This window comes from Deltaproteobacteria bacterium HGW-Deltaproteobacteria-2 (assembly GCA_002840505.1).
Taxonomy (GTDB): domain Bacteria; phylum Desulfobacterota; class Syntrophia; order Syntrophales; family Smithellaceae; genus Smithella.
In genome coordinates this window covers 113080-128134 of the sequence record PHBC01000001.1, presented here as the reverse complement: position 1 = coordinate 128134, position 15055 = coordinate 113080, and the positions used below count along the sequence as shown (strand labels likewise).

Below are 15055 nucleotides of genomic sequence, written 5' to 3'. Positions count from 1 at the left end.
GTTAAGGAGGCTAGAGTTGAAAGTTTCATACTATCCGGGCTGCTCGCTGCACGCGACGGGAAAAGAATATGATCAGTCCATGAAGGCCGTCAGTCGAGCCCTCAATATCGAACTGAAGGAAGTTGACGACTGGTCCTGCTGCGGAGCTTCTTCCGCGCACAGCACAAATTTTGATTTATCCATTGCGCTTTCGGCGCGTAATCTGATTGCCGCGGAAAAAGACGCGATGGATGTCATGGTGCCCTGTGCCGCCTGTTACAATCGTTTTAAAACAGCCGAGCATCATTTAAAAGCCGACAAAGACCTCAAAGCAAAGATTGAAGGCGTGGTTGGAGCAAAATATCAGGGTGGCATTGCGATTCGCAATCCCATCGATATCCTTTACAATGAAATCGGTATTGATGCGCTGACAGCGAAGGTAGTTAAGCCGCTTACCGGTTTGAAACCGGTTTCTTATTACGGTTGTCTGTTGCTCAGACCCCCGGAAATTTGCGAGTTTGAAAATTATGAAAATCCTTTCATGATGGATAAAATTATGGCCGCTATGGGCACCGAGGTGAAGAACTGGTCTTACAAGACGGATTGCTGCGGCGGTTCGCTGGCGATCAGTAAAACAGCGATTGTTGTGGATATGTGCGATAATCTGATGAATGCCGCCAGGGAAGCAGGAGCCAACTGTGTAGTGACGGCCTGTCCGCTTTGTATGGCCAATCTGGATATGCGTCCCAGCGAAGGTAAGAAGCTGCCGGTGTTTTATTTTACGGAATTGATTTCACTGGCAATGGATCTTCCCGGATCAAAAGATACGTTTAAATCTCATATTTTTGATCCGCAACCGCTTTTGAAACAATTGGGGCTGATTTAATAAATTATACGCGAAATTAGCGCATGCTTTGTAAACAAACAGTTGGAGAAAATTCTTAATTATGGAAAAACGTTTGATAAAAAAAGATGCTTTAGCGGGCATTGCCAAAAAAATGGCTGAAAAACTCCTTGTCTGGGCGCCGGTGAAGAAAGAAGATAATATTCTTTTTGAACCACTGCAGAAAAACGCAGAACCAAACTTTGCTTATTTGAATTCCAAGAACGCGCCGAAAAATGTTTTCTTCCCGCACACGGAAACCATGATGAAATATACCCGTACTCCTAAGGGAATGGTCTTTTCAGCCGAAGAAAATAAAGCGAATGAATCGGTATTGTTTGGTGTACGTCCCTGTGACGCTCACAGTTTTGCCCTGCTCGACAAGCTTTTTGATCAGGAGAAATATAAGGATACTTATTACATCACGAAAAGGCAGAGCACCACAGTCATTTCTTTGGCCTGTGTCAAGCCTCCTTACGCGAGTTGTTTCTGCACATCGGTTGACGGCGAACCTGTTTCTTCGGAAGGAGCGGATATTCTCCTGACTGATATCGGATCGGATTATCTGGTTGAATTTATTACTCCCAAGGGAGAGAAACTGGCCGGTTATTTCGGTGATACGAAAGCAGATGCTACCGCCGAGACAAAGAAAAACGAAATAGCAACCAAAGTCAAAGAAGCGATTAAATCCAAGATTCCCGCTCATGAAGTAAAGCCAATTCTGGACAAGAACTTCGATAATCCCTTCTGGAACACGATTCACGGCAAGTGCCTGGCCTGTGGCACCTGTACTTATTTGTGTCCTACCTGCCATTGCTTCGATATCAGTGACGAAGTGAAAGGCAGTGATGGTGTCCGTATCCGGTCGTGGGATTCCTGCATGTTCCCGATGTTTACCAAGGAAACATCGGGTCATAATCCGCGTGCTTCCCAGAAGGAAAGGTGGCGTCAACGCACGATGCATAAATTCAAATATTATGTGGACATGTTTAATGCTATTGCCTGTGTCGGTTGCGGCCGTTGCGTTATGTCTTGTCCAGTGAATATTGATATAAGAAAAATTGTTGAAGATATTTCAAAATTATAATTAGGGAGTTAGTAATGCAAAACCCGTATATACCTTATCCTGTAGTGGTGGATAAAATCATTACAGAGGTCGATACCAAAGACATCAAGACTTTTCGTTTCAAATTTGTGAATCCGGAAGATGAGCAGAAATATGCTTACACACCGGGCCAGTTCGGCGAGCTTTCCATCTACGGCAAAGGCGAATCGCCGATCGGTATCGCTTCCTCTCCGACGCAAAAGGGTTATGTTGAATTCACGGTACAGAAAGCCGGTGTGGTCACTTCAGCTCTTCATGAAATGGAAGAAGGCACCATGATGGGCCTCCGCGGGCCGTTGGGTAATTCCTGGCCGCTGGAATTTCTGGAAGGGAAGAATATAGTCATCGTCGGCGGTGGATTCGCGTTCACCACATTGCGCTCCCTGATAAATTACATGATTTTCGGCGATAACCGTAAACGCTTCGGAAATATCACTGTTATTTACGGTGCAAGAAATCCCGGTTTGCTGCTTTACAAAGATGAATTGATTGAATGGCAAAAAAGAGATGATTTAAATATCAATGTTACCGTGGATAAGGGAGACGCGACCTGGAAGGGTAAGGAAGGTTTTGTGCCCGCGGTATGTAAGGAGGTTGCTCCCAGCAAGGAAAACGCTGTGGCTGTGATCTGCGGCCCTCCCGTTATGATCCGCTTTACATTGCCGGTATTTTTTGATCTGGGTTTCTCCAAGGAAAACATTATCACTTCTCTGGAAATGAGAATGAAGTGCGGAATCGGCAAATGCGGCCGCTGCAATGTGGGTAGCAAATATGTCTGCAAAGACGGCCCGGTATTTTCGCTGGCCGAATTGGATAAGTTGACGCCAGAATACTAATGCCAATTCGCTTTCTTCGGCTAACTTTGTTGGCAGTGTCGTCGGCTTCCTCAACGTATTAGTAATACGCCTGCGGAGCCTCCTCCTTGCCGCCGCGTTATCCTTTGAAATCGAAATGGTATTTACATCTTTTAAAATCATCTTCTTTTCGAGAGGTATGGCACACTAGGTTTTTCGCGCCTTGCCTCTGGCATTTTTTAAGAGGCTGTCTTTATTTGTTACGCGAAAGATTAGCAGATAACCGGCGTATTACCTTTTGCGCTTTCTTTTTTTGTGTGTTAGCAAAAAACAAATTGATTTATGAATGACAGGGGAGGTTGAATGTCGCAAACAGTTACACCATATCTGGAAATGTCTCAGGCGATTGTGGATGCAGGTGGTGAGGCGCTGAAGAAATGTTACCAGTGCGGTACCTGCACGGGAACATGTCCCTGGACGCCGATAACCCATTTTAATATTCGCAAGCTTGTACGATTTGGCCAACTGGGTATAGATGGAATCGAAGAATATATGTGGGGATGTTCGACCTGCAAATTCTGCGTGGATCGTTGTCCTCGGGGCGTAGAACTTATAGACGTCGTTACTGCCATCCGTAATGTTTACAGTGGTGGTGGAATGTTGCCGCAGAGTCTTCGTGCCTTTGTCGGCTCTATGTCGGCCAGAGGAAATCCCTGGTCCGGCGATCAGGCAAAAAGAAATGACTGGGCCAAAGAAAAATATCCTCTTTACACCAATGATACGGAATATCTCTTCTGGACCTGTTGCACTGTTTGTTACGATCCCCGCAATATTAAATTAGCCAAAGCGACCGCCGAAATATTGAACATGGCCGGTTTGAACTGGGGTCTTCCTTCAGTGGATGTCAACTGCTGTGGTGAGAGCTTGAAAAAAGTGGGCGATCTGGAGTTGTTTGAAAGACTAAAAAACAACAATCTTCAATATTTCAATAAAAAAGGTGTCAAAAAAATAATTACCGTTTCTCCTCACTGCAGGGTTTCTTTTAAAAAGGATTACGGCAATGATTATGAAGTTGTGCACTTTGGCGAGTTAATGGCCAGCCTCATAAAAGAAGGAAAACTTACCCCCAAAAAAGATTTCGGCGGTCTTAAGGTTACATATCATGACCCCTGTTATCTGGGCAGGCACAGCGGTGTATACGATGCACCCCGCGATATTCTAAAATCGATCCCCGGTATTGATTTTGTGGAAATGGAAAGAAATCGCGAGCAGAGCATGTGCTGCGGCGGCGGTGGCGGCGGATTGTGGATGGAGAAATTAAAAGGAGAACGCTTAAGCGATCTGAGGATTGAAGAGGCAATGGCGACTGGCGCTACAATCTTGGCAACGTCTTGCCCGTATTGTATTACCATGTTTGAAGACAGCAGCCGGACGCTCAATGTAGATGAACAAATTAAAATAAAAGATGTGACGGAACTCTTTCTGGAGAGCCTGGGCGTCAATATGGAAGAGTTAATGGCAGGTGCTTCCGACCTTAACTTTACATGCAAAGATTAGAACGATTGAAGATATAAAAATCGGCGTAAAGATTTTGAAGTAATAAAAGCTAGGAGACTCTATGAGCAGAATTGGTGTTTTTGTTTGCCACTGCGGTTTAAATATAGCCAAAACAATTCGGGTGAGCGAACTGGCGCAGTTTGCGTCCACTTTGCCTGATGTTGTCGTCGCGAAGGACTACAAATTCATGTGTTCCACACCCGGGCAGGAAATGATTGCCAACGAGATCAAAGAGCAGAAGCTGGATCGTGTGATCGTGGCGGCCTGTTCTCCGCTGATGCATGAGCAGACTTTCCGCAAAGTTATCGAAAGCGCCGGTCTGAATAAGTACCTTGTAACTATTGTTAATATACGCGAGCAGGTTTCCTGGGTCACTCATGATATTGAAGAGGGAACGTCCAAAGCCAAAGCTGTACTCAACGGTGCGGTCTACCGGGCAAGGCTTCTTGCTCCGCTTACTTCCCGCGTTATCGATGTCAATCCCGATGTCATGGTGATCGGCGGCGGTATCGCCGGAATTCAGGCTGCGCTGGAACTGGCCAATACAGGCAAAAAAGTCTATCTCGTCGAAAAGAATTCCACCATTGGCGGGCACATGGCTCAGTTTGACAAAACATTTCCAACGCTGGATTGTTCCGCCTGCATTCTGACTCCCAAGATGGACGCTGTCCTGCAGCACAAAAACATAACCATGATGACCTATTGCGAAGTGACTGAGGTCAAGGGTTATGTTGGTAATTTTGATATTACTATTAAACAGAAGGCGCGTTATGTCGATCACAGCAAATGCAACGCCTGCCTGGCCTGCACGGAAAAGTGTCCCGGCAAAGGCGTATCCGAATGGGATGAAGGCTTGGTGAAAAGGAAAGCCATTTACATTCCTTTCCCGCAGGCCGTACCGCAAAAGCCGGTTATTGACAGGGAATCCTGTACTTATTTCATCAAAGGCAAATGTAAGCTCTGTAAAAAGGTCTGTGAACAAAAAGCGATTGATTACGAACAGCAGGACACTTTTACAACAGTGAAAGTCGGAGCGGTTATCGTGTCCACCGGCTATGATCTGATGAATACAAAACCGCTTGTTCAATACGGATACGGCAAATATCCGGGCGTCTATAGTGCGCTGGAGGTGGAAAGACTCTTTAATTCAGCCGGACCCACCGGAGGCAAGGTAACACTGCGCGACGGTAAAGAACCGCAGGCCATTGCCATAATGCACTGCATCGGCAGCCGCGATAAAAACAATTATGAACATTGCAGCCGGGTGTGCTGTATGTATTCGCTCAAATTCTCCCATCTTTTCAAAGAAAAAACATCAGCCGATGTTTATCAGTTTTATATTGATATGCGTGCGGCCGGCAAAGGTTATGAAGAATTTTACAACCGCATCATCGAAGAGGATGTGAAATTCATACGCGGTAAAGGCGCGCGCGTGGTAGAAAGCGCCGATGAACCCGGACGTCTGATTGTGGAAGCGGAAGACACGATTACAGGTAAATTTATTAAATTACCGGTGGATATGGTTGTGCTTTCTCCGGCAATGATTCCACGGGCGGATTCCAAAGATGTCGCCAGACTCTTTAATTTAAGCACGGATAAATATGGCTTTTTTATGGAGCGGCATCCTAAACTGGCGCCCCTGTCGACCATGTCCGAAGGAGTTTTTATTGCCGGGGTCTGCCAGAGTCCGAAGGATATCCCCGATACCGTTGCGCAGGCCAACGGCGCGGCGGCGGAAGCTTTGACCATTGTTGTGAAAGATAAAATGGAATTGGAAGCGACCACAGCTATGGTCAATCCGGCTTCGTGTTGTGCCTGTCAGAATTGTGTGCGGGTCTGTCCCTATGGCGCGCCGTTCTTTAATGAACAAAAAGGAGTTTCCGAAATCAACGAAGCTCTTTGTAAAGGATGCGGACTTTGCGCGTCCGTTTGTCCGGCTTCGGCCATTATAGCCCGTCATTTCACCAATGATCAGGTTCTAGCCGAAATAGAAGGCCTGATGGAATTTTAGTTATGGCATCATTAAAAGTCCATATACTGCGTTGCACTTCATTTCGCGTTGCTGCGACCTACGAAAAAGTAGGCCTCGCTCCGCGAAACTCGTGCGCCTTGTCTCTGGAGCTTTTTCTGACGCCATAAATGTTTTGCTAGAAAGGAAATTATCTTCATGGATTTTGAACCGAAAATACTGGGCATAGCCTGCAACTGGTGTACCTATACGGGAGCGGATTTGGCCGGAACAACAAGACTGCACTATCCGCAGAACTTACGAGTTGTGCGCGTGATGTGCTCCAGCCGCATCAATCCTTCATTTATCTTCCGCGCTTTTCAATTGGGTGCTGATGGAGTATTGGTCGGCGGTTGTCATCCGGGCGATTGTCATTACAATACGGGTAATCTCTACGCGCGCAGAAGACTGGCAGTGACCAGGAAAATACTGGAATTTGCCGGTATCGAGCCGGGAAGATTTCGTGTAGAATGGATTTCCGCTTCAGAAGGAAACAGGTTCGCTGAGGTTGTTACCGAATTCACCAAGCAGGTGAAAAACCTGGGACCCCAGACTAAATTCAAGATTGAACGCGAGTCGTCGCTGGAGAAGATATGAGTATCAATTTTAAGCAAATTGAAGATAAATTAAAAACCGAAGCAAGAAAGTTGCTGGAAGAAGGCAAGGTAAGTATTGTGCTGGCCTATGGAACGGGTTATGATCAGAGTCATCCCCTGCCTTATGTAGCCAGAAAGACTTCCGATATCGAAAATATTGTCTTTAACGAATACTGTACCGCCAACATGGCACGTTATCTGGTTCGCTACCCTCGCGGTACCAAGATTGCCATTGCCGTTAAGCCGGCAGACAGCCGCGCTGTCATTCAGCTGATTCAGGAAGACAAAATCAAACGGGAAGATATTATCGTTCTGGGCATTCCGGTTTACGGGATGAAAAATTTCAAAACAGGCGAAGCTATTGATAGTAAAACGACCTGCGGAATTTACAATCCGGTGCTTTATGACATACTGTTGGGTGAAGAGGTGCATGGTCAGCCGGTTGTTTCTCCCTACGATGTTCTTGCCGAATATGAGAAAATGGATAAAGAAGCGCGCTGGGCTTTCTGGAAGAAGGAATTGGATCGATGCATCCGGTGTTATGCCTGCCGCAAAGCCTGCCCGATGTGCTATTGCGATCCATGCTTTATCGATCAGAACAAACCCAAGTGGGGCGAAAAATCTCCGGAATCGCACGGCAACCTCATGTATCATCTGACAAGGTTTCATCATCTGGCTGGCCGCTGTATCGATTGCGGTGAATGTTCACGCGCCTGCCCCGTAGACATTCCGCTTTATCTGTTCCACAAGAAAGTGGCGAAGGAATGCGAGGAGATGTTCGGTCAGGCAGCGGGCATGAGCATAGAAGACAAGCCCGTACTGGTGAATTTCCGAGTGGATGATTCCGATAAAATTCTGGAGTAAGGAGCTTTCCGTGTTAAAGAAAACAGCAATTCAAAAAATATCCGATCTGACTGCACAACTGATGGCGAAGGGAACGCTGATTGCTCCTGTTAAGGAAGAAGCGGGCTTCAATTTCCGCCAGATTTCCGATGCTAAGCAGATGGATCTGAATTTCTACAATACGCTGATGAGTCCCAAATCGGCTTTCTTTCCGCAGACGGAGGATTTTGTACGTTATGATAAAAACAAATCCGTTCTGGATGCGCAGTGTGTGGATTTGAAACCGGGACCGGTTTTTCTCTTTGGTGTACGCCCCTGTGACGTGAAAAGCTTTGAAATCATGGATATTCATTTTTCCGGTACTGGTGCCGTTGATCCGTACTGGAAGAAAAGAAGAGAAGCCGCGACCATCTTCGGTTACGCCTTTGATTTAAATTCTCCTGCCGACCCGGCGGATTTCTATCAGACGCTTGGAATAGGCGCGGCTGATCCCGAAGGCAGCGACATCTTCATGACTAAGAAAGGCGATGAACTGCTTTTAAAAGCTATCACGACCAAGGGAGAAAATGTGCTGGCCGGATTAAGTTCGCTGACGGATGCTTCAGCGGATGAGCAGAAGTGTTTTGATGATACCGTTACCGCGGGACGATCGTTCAAAACCCGCTCTACCTGTGTGGATGCGAAAGTCATTGCCAAAAAGCTGGAAGATATTTTCCTTAAAACAGAGTTTTGGGAAAAAGTTTCTGATGCGTGCTTAAGCTGCGGTGTCTGTACTTTTGTCTGTCCTACCTGCTACTGCTTTGATATCTGCGACGAGACGCTCTTCAGCCATGGTGTCCGCCGTAGAGTTTGGGACGCTTGCACATTTACGGATTTCACGCTGGAGGCAAGCGGCCACAATCCCCGGACAAAAGTTTATCAGCGCCTGCGTCAGAAAATATGTCATAAATATTCATTTCACATCAGAAAATACGGCGTTATTTCCTGTGTCGGTTGCGGCCGTTGCACACGTAACTGTCCGGTGAATATCGATATTTTCTCGATTGTGGACCAGGCTTTGAAGGAATAGCGCAAAAAAGAAAGGAAATTTGAGGATAAATATGTGTTCAAATAATCCATACATTCCCATGCCGGTTGAGATAATCAAAATAATCGACGAAGTGGAGACCCATGATATCAAATCATTTCGTCTGAAATTTTTGAATAAAGAGGACGAAGCAAAGTTTAAGTATCTTCCAGGCCAGTTTTCCGAACTTTCCATTTACGGCAAAGGTGAATCCCCCATTGGAATTGCTTCTTCACCGACCGAAGCAGGCTATGTGGAATTCACTGTTCAGCGGGCGGGCGCCATACAGCCGGGTTTAGTGACGGCGGCTCTGCACGATATGGATGAAGGTGCCAAAATCGGCCTGCGCGGACCGCTGGGCAATTCCTGGCCGATTGAATTTCTGGAAAAAAAGAACATAGTGGTTGTTGGCGGTGGATTCGCCTTCACAACTTTGCGTTCTTTAATTAACTATATGCTGCACAAAGACAACCGATCGCGCTTCGGAGAAATTACTGTCATTTACGGCGCGAGAACCCCAGGGTTGCTTTTGTATAAAGATGAACTGGCGGCCTGGGAAAAAAGAGACGATATCAAAACCATCATTACTGTGGATAAGGGTGATGAAACCTGGAAGGGCAGGGAAGGCTTTGTTCCCGCCGTATGTAAGGATGTCGCGCCGTCACCGAAAAATGCGGTAGCCGTTATTTGCGGTCCTCCGGTTATGATAAAGTTCACTCTGCCGGTATTTTTTGAACTGGGTTTTTCCAAGGGAAATATCCTGACGTCTCTGGAAATGCGCATGAAATGTGGTATCGGTAAATGCGGCCGCTGCAACGTTGGTTCTAAGTATGTCTGTTCCGATGGTCCGGTATTTTCTCTGGCCGAACTCGACGAATTGCCCAGAGATTTTTAGCCGACACTAAAAAAATACTGCGCTTGTAAAAAAAATCCTGTAAGGCATTCTCTACATCCAAATCTTTTCTGTTTTTTTGATTTTATTTTGGAATTCTTATTGTTTGTAATGCATACTTTTTAAAGCAAAAAAGTGATGGGAGAAAAAACATCAAAACCTTCTTTAATTGAGACGGTGAGGCTGTTTTGCCTGCAATTCCATTCAAAAATAATATCTTATCTCAATCAAGGGTAGCCAATATTTTCTTGACATACCATATTTAAATAATTATAAAAACAGGATAAGCAATCTCATATCAAAAACGATTGTTTTGGCATTGCCGTTTTTAAAAATGTTTGAATTCGGTAAGGAGTTTGTTTTTTATTTTCCCTCTCAACGAATAGAGAGGGGATTTATACTAATCTCCGGAAAGTTATTAAAATATTTATTCATTTTTTGATCTTCTGAGTCTGTGACGTCGAAATTGCTCTGGCGAACATAAATATATTACAAAAAAATTAATTTGTACTAAGAAGATTTTAATATTGGACAAGGAAATGTCTGTTAGTAATAATCAAAAAGTCAGGGTTGTTATTACCGGCGTTGGGCTTACCGCGCCTAATGCTAATAATCTAAAAGATTTTCGGGAGGCTCTGCTGACTCAGAAATCGGGAATTACTCAAATGGAAGTTCGTTATATGGGTAAGGTCGCGGTAGGTAAGTGTAGTTTTGACGAACATCTCTATCAAAAGAAAAAAATGCGCAGGCGGGGAACAAGGGCTGGTTCGATTTCAATTTATTGTGCCAATGAGGCATTAAAGGACAGCGGGTTGTCGCTGGATTCATTGGTTAAAGACAGAACAGGAATCTACCTTGGAATTACCGAACACGGCAATGTGGAAACGGAAAACGAAATATATGAACTTCATGAAAACAAACTTGATGCCGGTTTGTGGTCTCATCATCATAATCCCAGAACTGTAGCCAATGCACCTGCCGGTGAAGTAAGTTTAAATATGGGTATCACAGGACCTGCCTACACTATCGGTGCAGCCTGTGCCGCTGGAAATATTGGAATTATTCATGGCATGCAAATGCTGCAACTTAACGAAGTTGATCTGGCTTTGGCTGGAGGAGTTTCTGAAAGTACCGGTACTTTTGGGATATTTGCCGGATTTAAGAGTCAGGGAGCCCTGGGATCCCATGATGATCCCACTAAAGCAAGCCGGCCATTGGATGTAAACCGCAATGGTATTGTTGTTTCGGAGGGAGGAGCCATTTTCGTTCTGGAAAGATTGGAAGACGCCTTAAAAAGAGGAGCAAATATTTATGGAGAAATAGCTGGTTATCACGTCAATTCCGATGCCGTTGATTTTGTCCTTCCTGATACACAAAGGCAGATTCAGTGCATAAATGCGGCATTGGCCAAGGCAAAAATTACTGCCAATGATGTTGATATAGTCAATCTTCATGCCACCGGAACAATTTCCGGGGATGATAATGAATGCGAAGCGGTTAAATTAATTTTTGGACAGGTTGAAAATACTTATATTAATTGCACTAAAGGATTTATTGGTCATGCGATGGGCGCCGCCGGAGCATTGGAACTTGCCGGGAATTTACCCAGCTTTACTGATAATAGAATTCATTCGTGTAAATTAATTGAAAATGTTGATCCTAAATGCAGTCTGAAAAATTTAGTGAATGGTGATTCCGTGGAAAAGAAAGTTAATTTCATTTTGAGCAACTCCTTCGGTATGTTGGGAATTAATTCCGTTTTAATAGTAAAAAAATATAAAGAATAAACTTTTTGCGAAGAGGCGGCAAATTGGACGTTAAGGCCATAAGACAAAAAATCATTGATATCATTGCTGATATCGCTATCGATGAGGATCTTTCAAACCTTGATGACAATATTAAACTAAGAGATCAACTTGATTTGGATTCAATGGATTTTCTGGATGTGGTCATGGAGCTAAAGAAGCAATATAAAATTGAAGTGCCTACTGAAGATTATCCTAAGTTGGCAACATTGAAAAGTTGTATTGAATATTTAGGACCAAAATTCAAATAAATTCACTATGGCTAGCTATGATACCATAATAATAGGAGCGGGCATGTCGGGGCTGGCGGCCGGGATCAGGCTGGCGATGTTTGATCAAAAGGTCTGCATTCTGGAAAGACATAAAGTTCCCGGAGGTCTTAATTCCTATTATGAACGCCTGGACAGAAAGCTGGATGTTGGATTGCATGCCATGACCAATTTTGCCCGCCGGGGCGAAAGAGGGCGGCCTTTGACAAAATTGCTTAAACAACTAAGAATTCCTTATGAAAAATTGGAATTATCGCAACAGCATTTCTCGCGAATCGTATTTCCCGAAAATCAACTTTCTTTCTCTAATGATCCTCAATTGCTCGCGGTAGAAATCGGAAAAACTTTTCCTCATCAGAAGGATAATTTTGCCAGGCTTCTCGATATTGTAATAAACTTTGATGATGTTAATTTAAATAACCAGTATCAAAGCGCGAAAGGAAAAGTCAGGGAGATTATTTCCGATGAGAATTTACTCGAGATGATTTTCTGTCCCTTGCTGATTTACGGAAGCGCGTGGGAAAACGACATGGATTTTTCTCAATTCGTCATCATGTTCAAAAGCATTTATCTGGAAGGTTTCAGCAGGCCTAAAAATGGAGTTCGCGCCATCATCAATCTCCTTATCGAAAAGTACTTACAACTCGGCGGAGAGCTGAGGCTGGGAGCGGGCATTAAAAAGATCGATATTGAAAATGGCGTCGTTAGAAGTGTAATTCTGGACAATGGAGAAATAATCCAATCAAATAAAGTCATGTCTTCCATTGGCTTGCCGGAAACGATGAATATTGTTTCTGAAAAGCAGGAACGTCCCGCGACCGGCGCGATGAGTTTCACGGAAACAATATTATTTTTTGATAAGAAGCCTTGCGATGCGGGGATTCAAGAGACAATTGTATTTTACAATGATAATGAGAAATATGATTACAAGCGGCCGCCAACTCTCTGTGATTTCCGCAGCGCCGTTATTTGTTTTCCTAACAATTTTAGTTATGACGACCAGAACGAAGGAGTGATTCGGGTCACTTATATTGCCAATTTTGAGAAATGGAATGAATTAGATAGAGAAACGTATCTTTTAAGAAAAAAAACAGTACGTAAAGAATCTCTGGCATTAATTACAAAATTATTTCCTGAATTTAAGGCTAAATTGCTTTATTGTGATGTTTTCACTCCGCGGACAATCATGCGTTACACGGGCCATATTAAAGGTGCTGTTTACGGAAGTACTCAAAAAGTCAGAGACGGCAGAACAGCTATTAAAAATCTTTTCATCTGCGGTACAGACCAGGGCTTTTTAGGAATAGTTGGCGCCATGCTCAGCGGCATTTCTATGGCCAATCTTCATTGCCTGATGAATGGAGATAAGGCATGAAGTTTAAGAATGTCGTTATTTCTTCTTTTGCCTATCATCTTCCTGATCAAATAATGACCTCTGAAGAGATTGAAGACAGGCTCGCTCCTTTGTATCAACGCCTCAAACTTCCCTGCGGCCGGATAGAGTTGATGACCGGAATCAAAGAAAGACGTTTTTGGCCTCCGGGAACAAGGCCCAGCGATTTATCTACTCAGGCGGCCAGAAATTTGTTTGGGAAAAAAATAGTTAAACCGGAGAACATCGATCTTTTAATTCATGCCTCTGTCTGCCGTGATTTTCTTGAACCTCCGACATCCTCGATTGTTCATCATAACTTAGGGCTGCGGCCGGAAACAATTATTTTTGATCTATCCAACGCGTGTCTGGGGGTAATGAGTTCAATTGTGGTTGCGGCCAACATGATTGAAAACAATGTAGTTAAACATGCGCTTATCGTATCCGGTGAGAACGGCAGCCCTTTACTGTTACAAACGATCGAACAATTATTAAAAGATGATAATCTTACAAGAAAAAGTATAAAAAAATATATTGCGAATTTAACCATCGGTTCTGCCGCTGTCGCTTATACGGTTTCTCACAAAGATGATGTAAATGGCGGGCATTTGCTTTTGGGTGGAGCATCTCTTGCCGATTCTTCGGCCAATGTTCTTTGCCACGGCGATGGTAATACATCATCGCTGATGATGGAAACCGATTCCGAGGAGCTGATGCAATCCGGCGTCGCCCTGGCTAAAAAAACATGGGAAGAAACAAAACGAGAACTGGGATGGACGAATGAAGATGTTGATTGCTTTGTCGGTCATCAGGTCGGTGTGGCACATGAAACTCTTTTGAAACAGACATTAAAACTCGAGAATTGTCCCACCTTCACCACTTATCAATATCTGGGGAACACCGGAGCGTCGGCTCTGCCCATTACACTCAATATTTTTGACGAACAAAAAGGTATTCCTCAGGGAAGCAACGTTGGTTTGCTGGGCATCGGGTCAGGCCTTAATTCAGTAATGCTGGGGGTGAAGTGGTAAGACCGGACTGGTTAAATAAATTATATTCTTTCAAGTCAAATTTCCTTAAATTAAAAGATAATGTTTGCATGCATTATATCGATGAAGGTCAGGGGAAGCCAATGCTCTTGCTTCACGGCAATCCTACATGGTCCTTTTATTACAGAAATCTTATTGCCGCATTTTCTTCCTCCCACAGAGTAGTTGTTCCTGATCATATCGGCTGCGGCCTATCAGATAAACCGCAGGATTATGAATATACATTAAAGCAGCACATCGATAATCTGGAGACGCTTGTTTCGCGGTTAGAACTAAAAGATTTTGTTCTGATTGTTCACGACTGGGGTGGTCCTATTGGTTTTGGACTTTTAGAACGGCATCCTGATTTGGTTAAAAAAATAGTTATTCTCAATACCGCCGCCTATATATCCCCGGTTATCGCCTTCCAGATAAATATGTGCAGGATTCCTATTCTGGCTGAGCAGGTAATTCGCCGATTAAATGGATTCGCGCTTACCGCTACTTACATGGCCGTAGCCAAAAAAATGTCACCGGAGATAAGAAAAGGATACCTGTACCCTTATGACAATTATAAAAATCGCATCGCTATAGCGCGATTTGTCGCCGATATTCCCATGAATCCCAATCATCGCAGTTATCAGACATTAAAAAACATAGAGCTATCACTTTCCAAACATCATTGTCCGTGTCTTATTCTCTGGGGGAAGCGGGATTTCTGTTTTCACGATTATTTTCTTCATCGCTGGATGGAGATTTATCCTCACGCTGCAGTAAAAACATTTGAGTCTGCCGGACATTATGTGTTGGAGGATGCCGGAGACGAAATAATAAAAGAATTGAAAAAGTTTCTATAGT

Annotated in this window: 14 protein-coding genes; all 14 read left to right on the top strand. The window is 44.1% G+C overall.

From position 1 onward, the window contains the following. The first annotated feature begins 16 nt into the window (after positions 1 to 16). Complete coding sequence (locus CVU62_00600) at positions 17 to 865, top strand: heterodisulfide reductase subunit B (protein PKN38733.1); 849 nt, start codon at positions 17 to 19, stop codon at positions 863 to 865. 61 nt (positions 866 to 926) lie between these two features. Continuing rightward, entirely contained in the window at positions 927 to 1949 is a 1023-nt protein-coding gene (locus CVU62_00595) for a 4Fe-4S ferredoxin (protein ID PKN38732.1), read from the top strand. 14 nt (positions 1950 to 1963) lie between these two features. After that, on the top strand, positions 1964 to 2803 hold the full coding sequence (locus CVU62_00590) for a heterodisulfide reductase subunit F (GenBank protein ID PKN38731.1): 840 nt from the start codon (positions 1964 to 1966) through the stop codon (positions 2801 to 2803). A 321-nt stretch (positions 2804 to 3124) separates the two neighbouring features. Next, a complete protein-coding gene (locus CVU62_00585; GenBank protein PKN38730.1) occupies positions 3125 to 4318 on the top strand; it encodes a cyclic nucleotide-binding protein in 1194 nt (397 codons plus the stop codon). Between the two features lie 61 nt (positions 4319 to 4379). Further along, positions 4380 to 6329 (top strand): disulfide reductase, encoded by a 1950-nt coding sequence (locus CVU62_00580; protein ID PKN38729.1) that lies wholly within the window; start codon positions 4380 to 4382, stop codon positions 6327 to 6329. 156 nt (positions 6330 to 6485) lie between these two features. Beyond that, positions 6486 to 6923 carry a hydrogenase iron-sulfur subunit gene (locus CVU62_00575; protein ID PKN38728.1) on the top strand — a complete coding sequence of 146 codons (438 nt, stop codon included), beginning with the start codon at positions 6486 to 6488 and terminating at the stop codon, positions 6921 to 6923. After that, positions 6920 to 7786 (top strand): hypothetical protein, encoded by an 867-nt coding sequence (locus CVU62_00570; protein ID PKN38727.1) that lies wholly within the window; start codon positions 6920 to 6922, stop codon positions 7784 to 7786. Before CVU62_00575 ends, CVU62_00570 begins: the two co-directional genes overlap by 4 nt. Next, entirely contained in the window at positions 7761 to 8834 is a 1074-nt protein-coding gene (locus tag CVU62_00565) for a hypothetical protein (GenBank protein PKN38726.1), read from the top strand. Before CVU62_00570 ends, CVU62_00565 begins: the two co-directional genes overlap by 26 nt. A 31-nt stretch (positions 8835 to 8865) precedes the next feature. After that, positions 8866 to 9726 (top strand): heterodisulfide reductase subunit F, encoded by an 861-nt coding sequence (locus tag CVU62_00560; protein ID PKN38725.1) that lies wholly within the window; start codon positions 8866 to 8868, stop codon positions 9724 to 9726. Between the two features lie 536 nt (positions 9727 to 10262). Beyond that, on the top strand, positions 10263 to 11510 hold the full coding sequence (locus CVU62_00555; protein PKN39430.1) for a beta-ketoacyl synthase: 1248 nt from the start codon (positions 10263 to 10265) through the stop codon (positions 11508 to 11510). A gap of 23 nt (positions 11511 to 11533) precedes the next feature. Beyond that, the gene (locus CVU62_00550) at positions 11534 to 11779 is read left to right on the top strand and encodes an acyl carrier protein (GenBank protein PKN38724.1); all 246 of its coding nucleotides are present in this window, start codon (positions 11534 to 11536) and stop codon (positions 11777 to 11779) included. A gap of 7 nt (positions 11780 to 11786) precedes the next feature. Further along, positions 11787 to 13172 (top strand): phytoene dehydrogenase, encoded by a 1386-nt coding sequence (locus tag CVU62_00545; GenBank protein PKN38723.1) that lies wholly within the window; start codon positions 11787 to 11789, stop codon positions 13170 to 13172. Further along, positions 13169 to 14200 carry a 3-oxoacyl-ACP synthase III gene (locus CVU62_00540; GenBank protein ID PKN38722.1) on the top strand — a complete coding sequence of 344 codons (1032 nt, stop codon included), beginning with the start codon at positions 13169 to 13171 and terminating at the stop codon, positions 14198 to 14200. Before CVU62_00545 ends, CVU62_00540 begins: the two co-directional genes overlap by 4 nt. Before the next feature lie 68 nt (positions 14201 to 14268). Beyond that, positions 14269 to 15054 (top strand): alpha/beta hydrolase, encoded by a 786-nt coding sequence (locus tag CVU62_00535; GenBank protein ID PKN39429.1) that lies wholly within the window; start codon positions 14269 to 14271, stop codon positions 15052 to 15054. Position 15055: the final 1 nt, after the last annotated feature.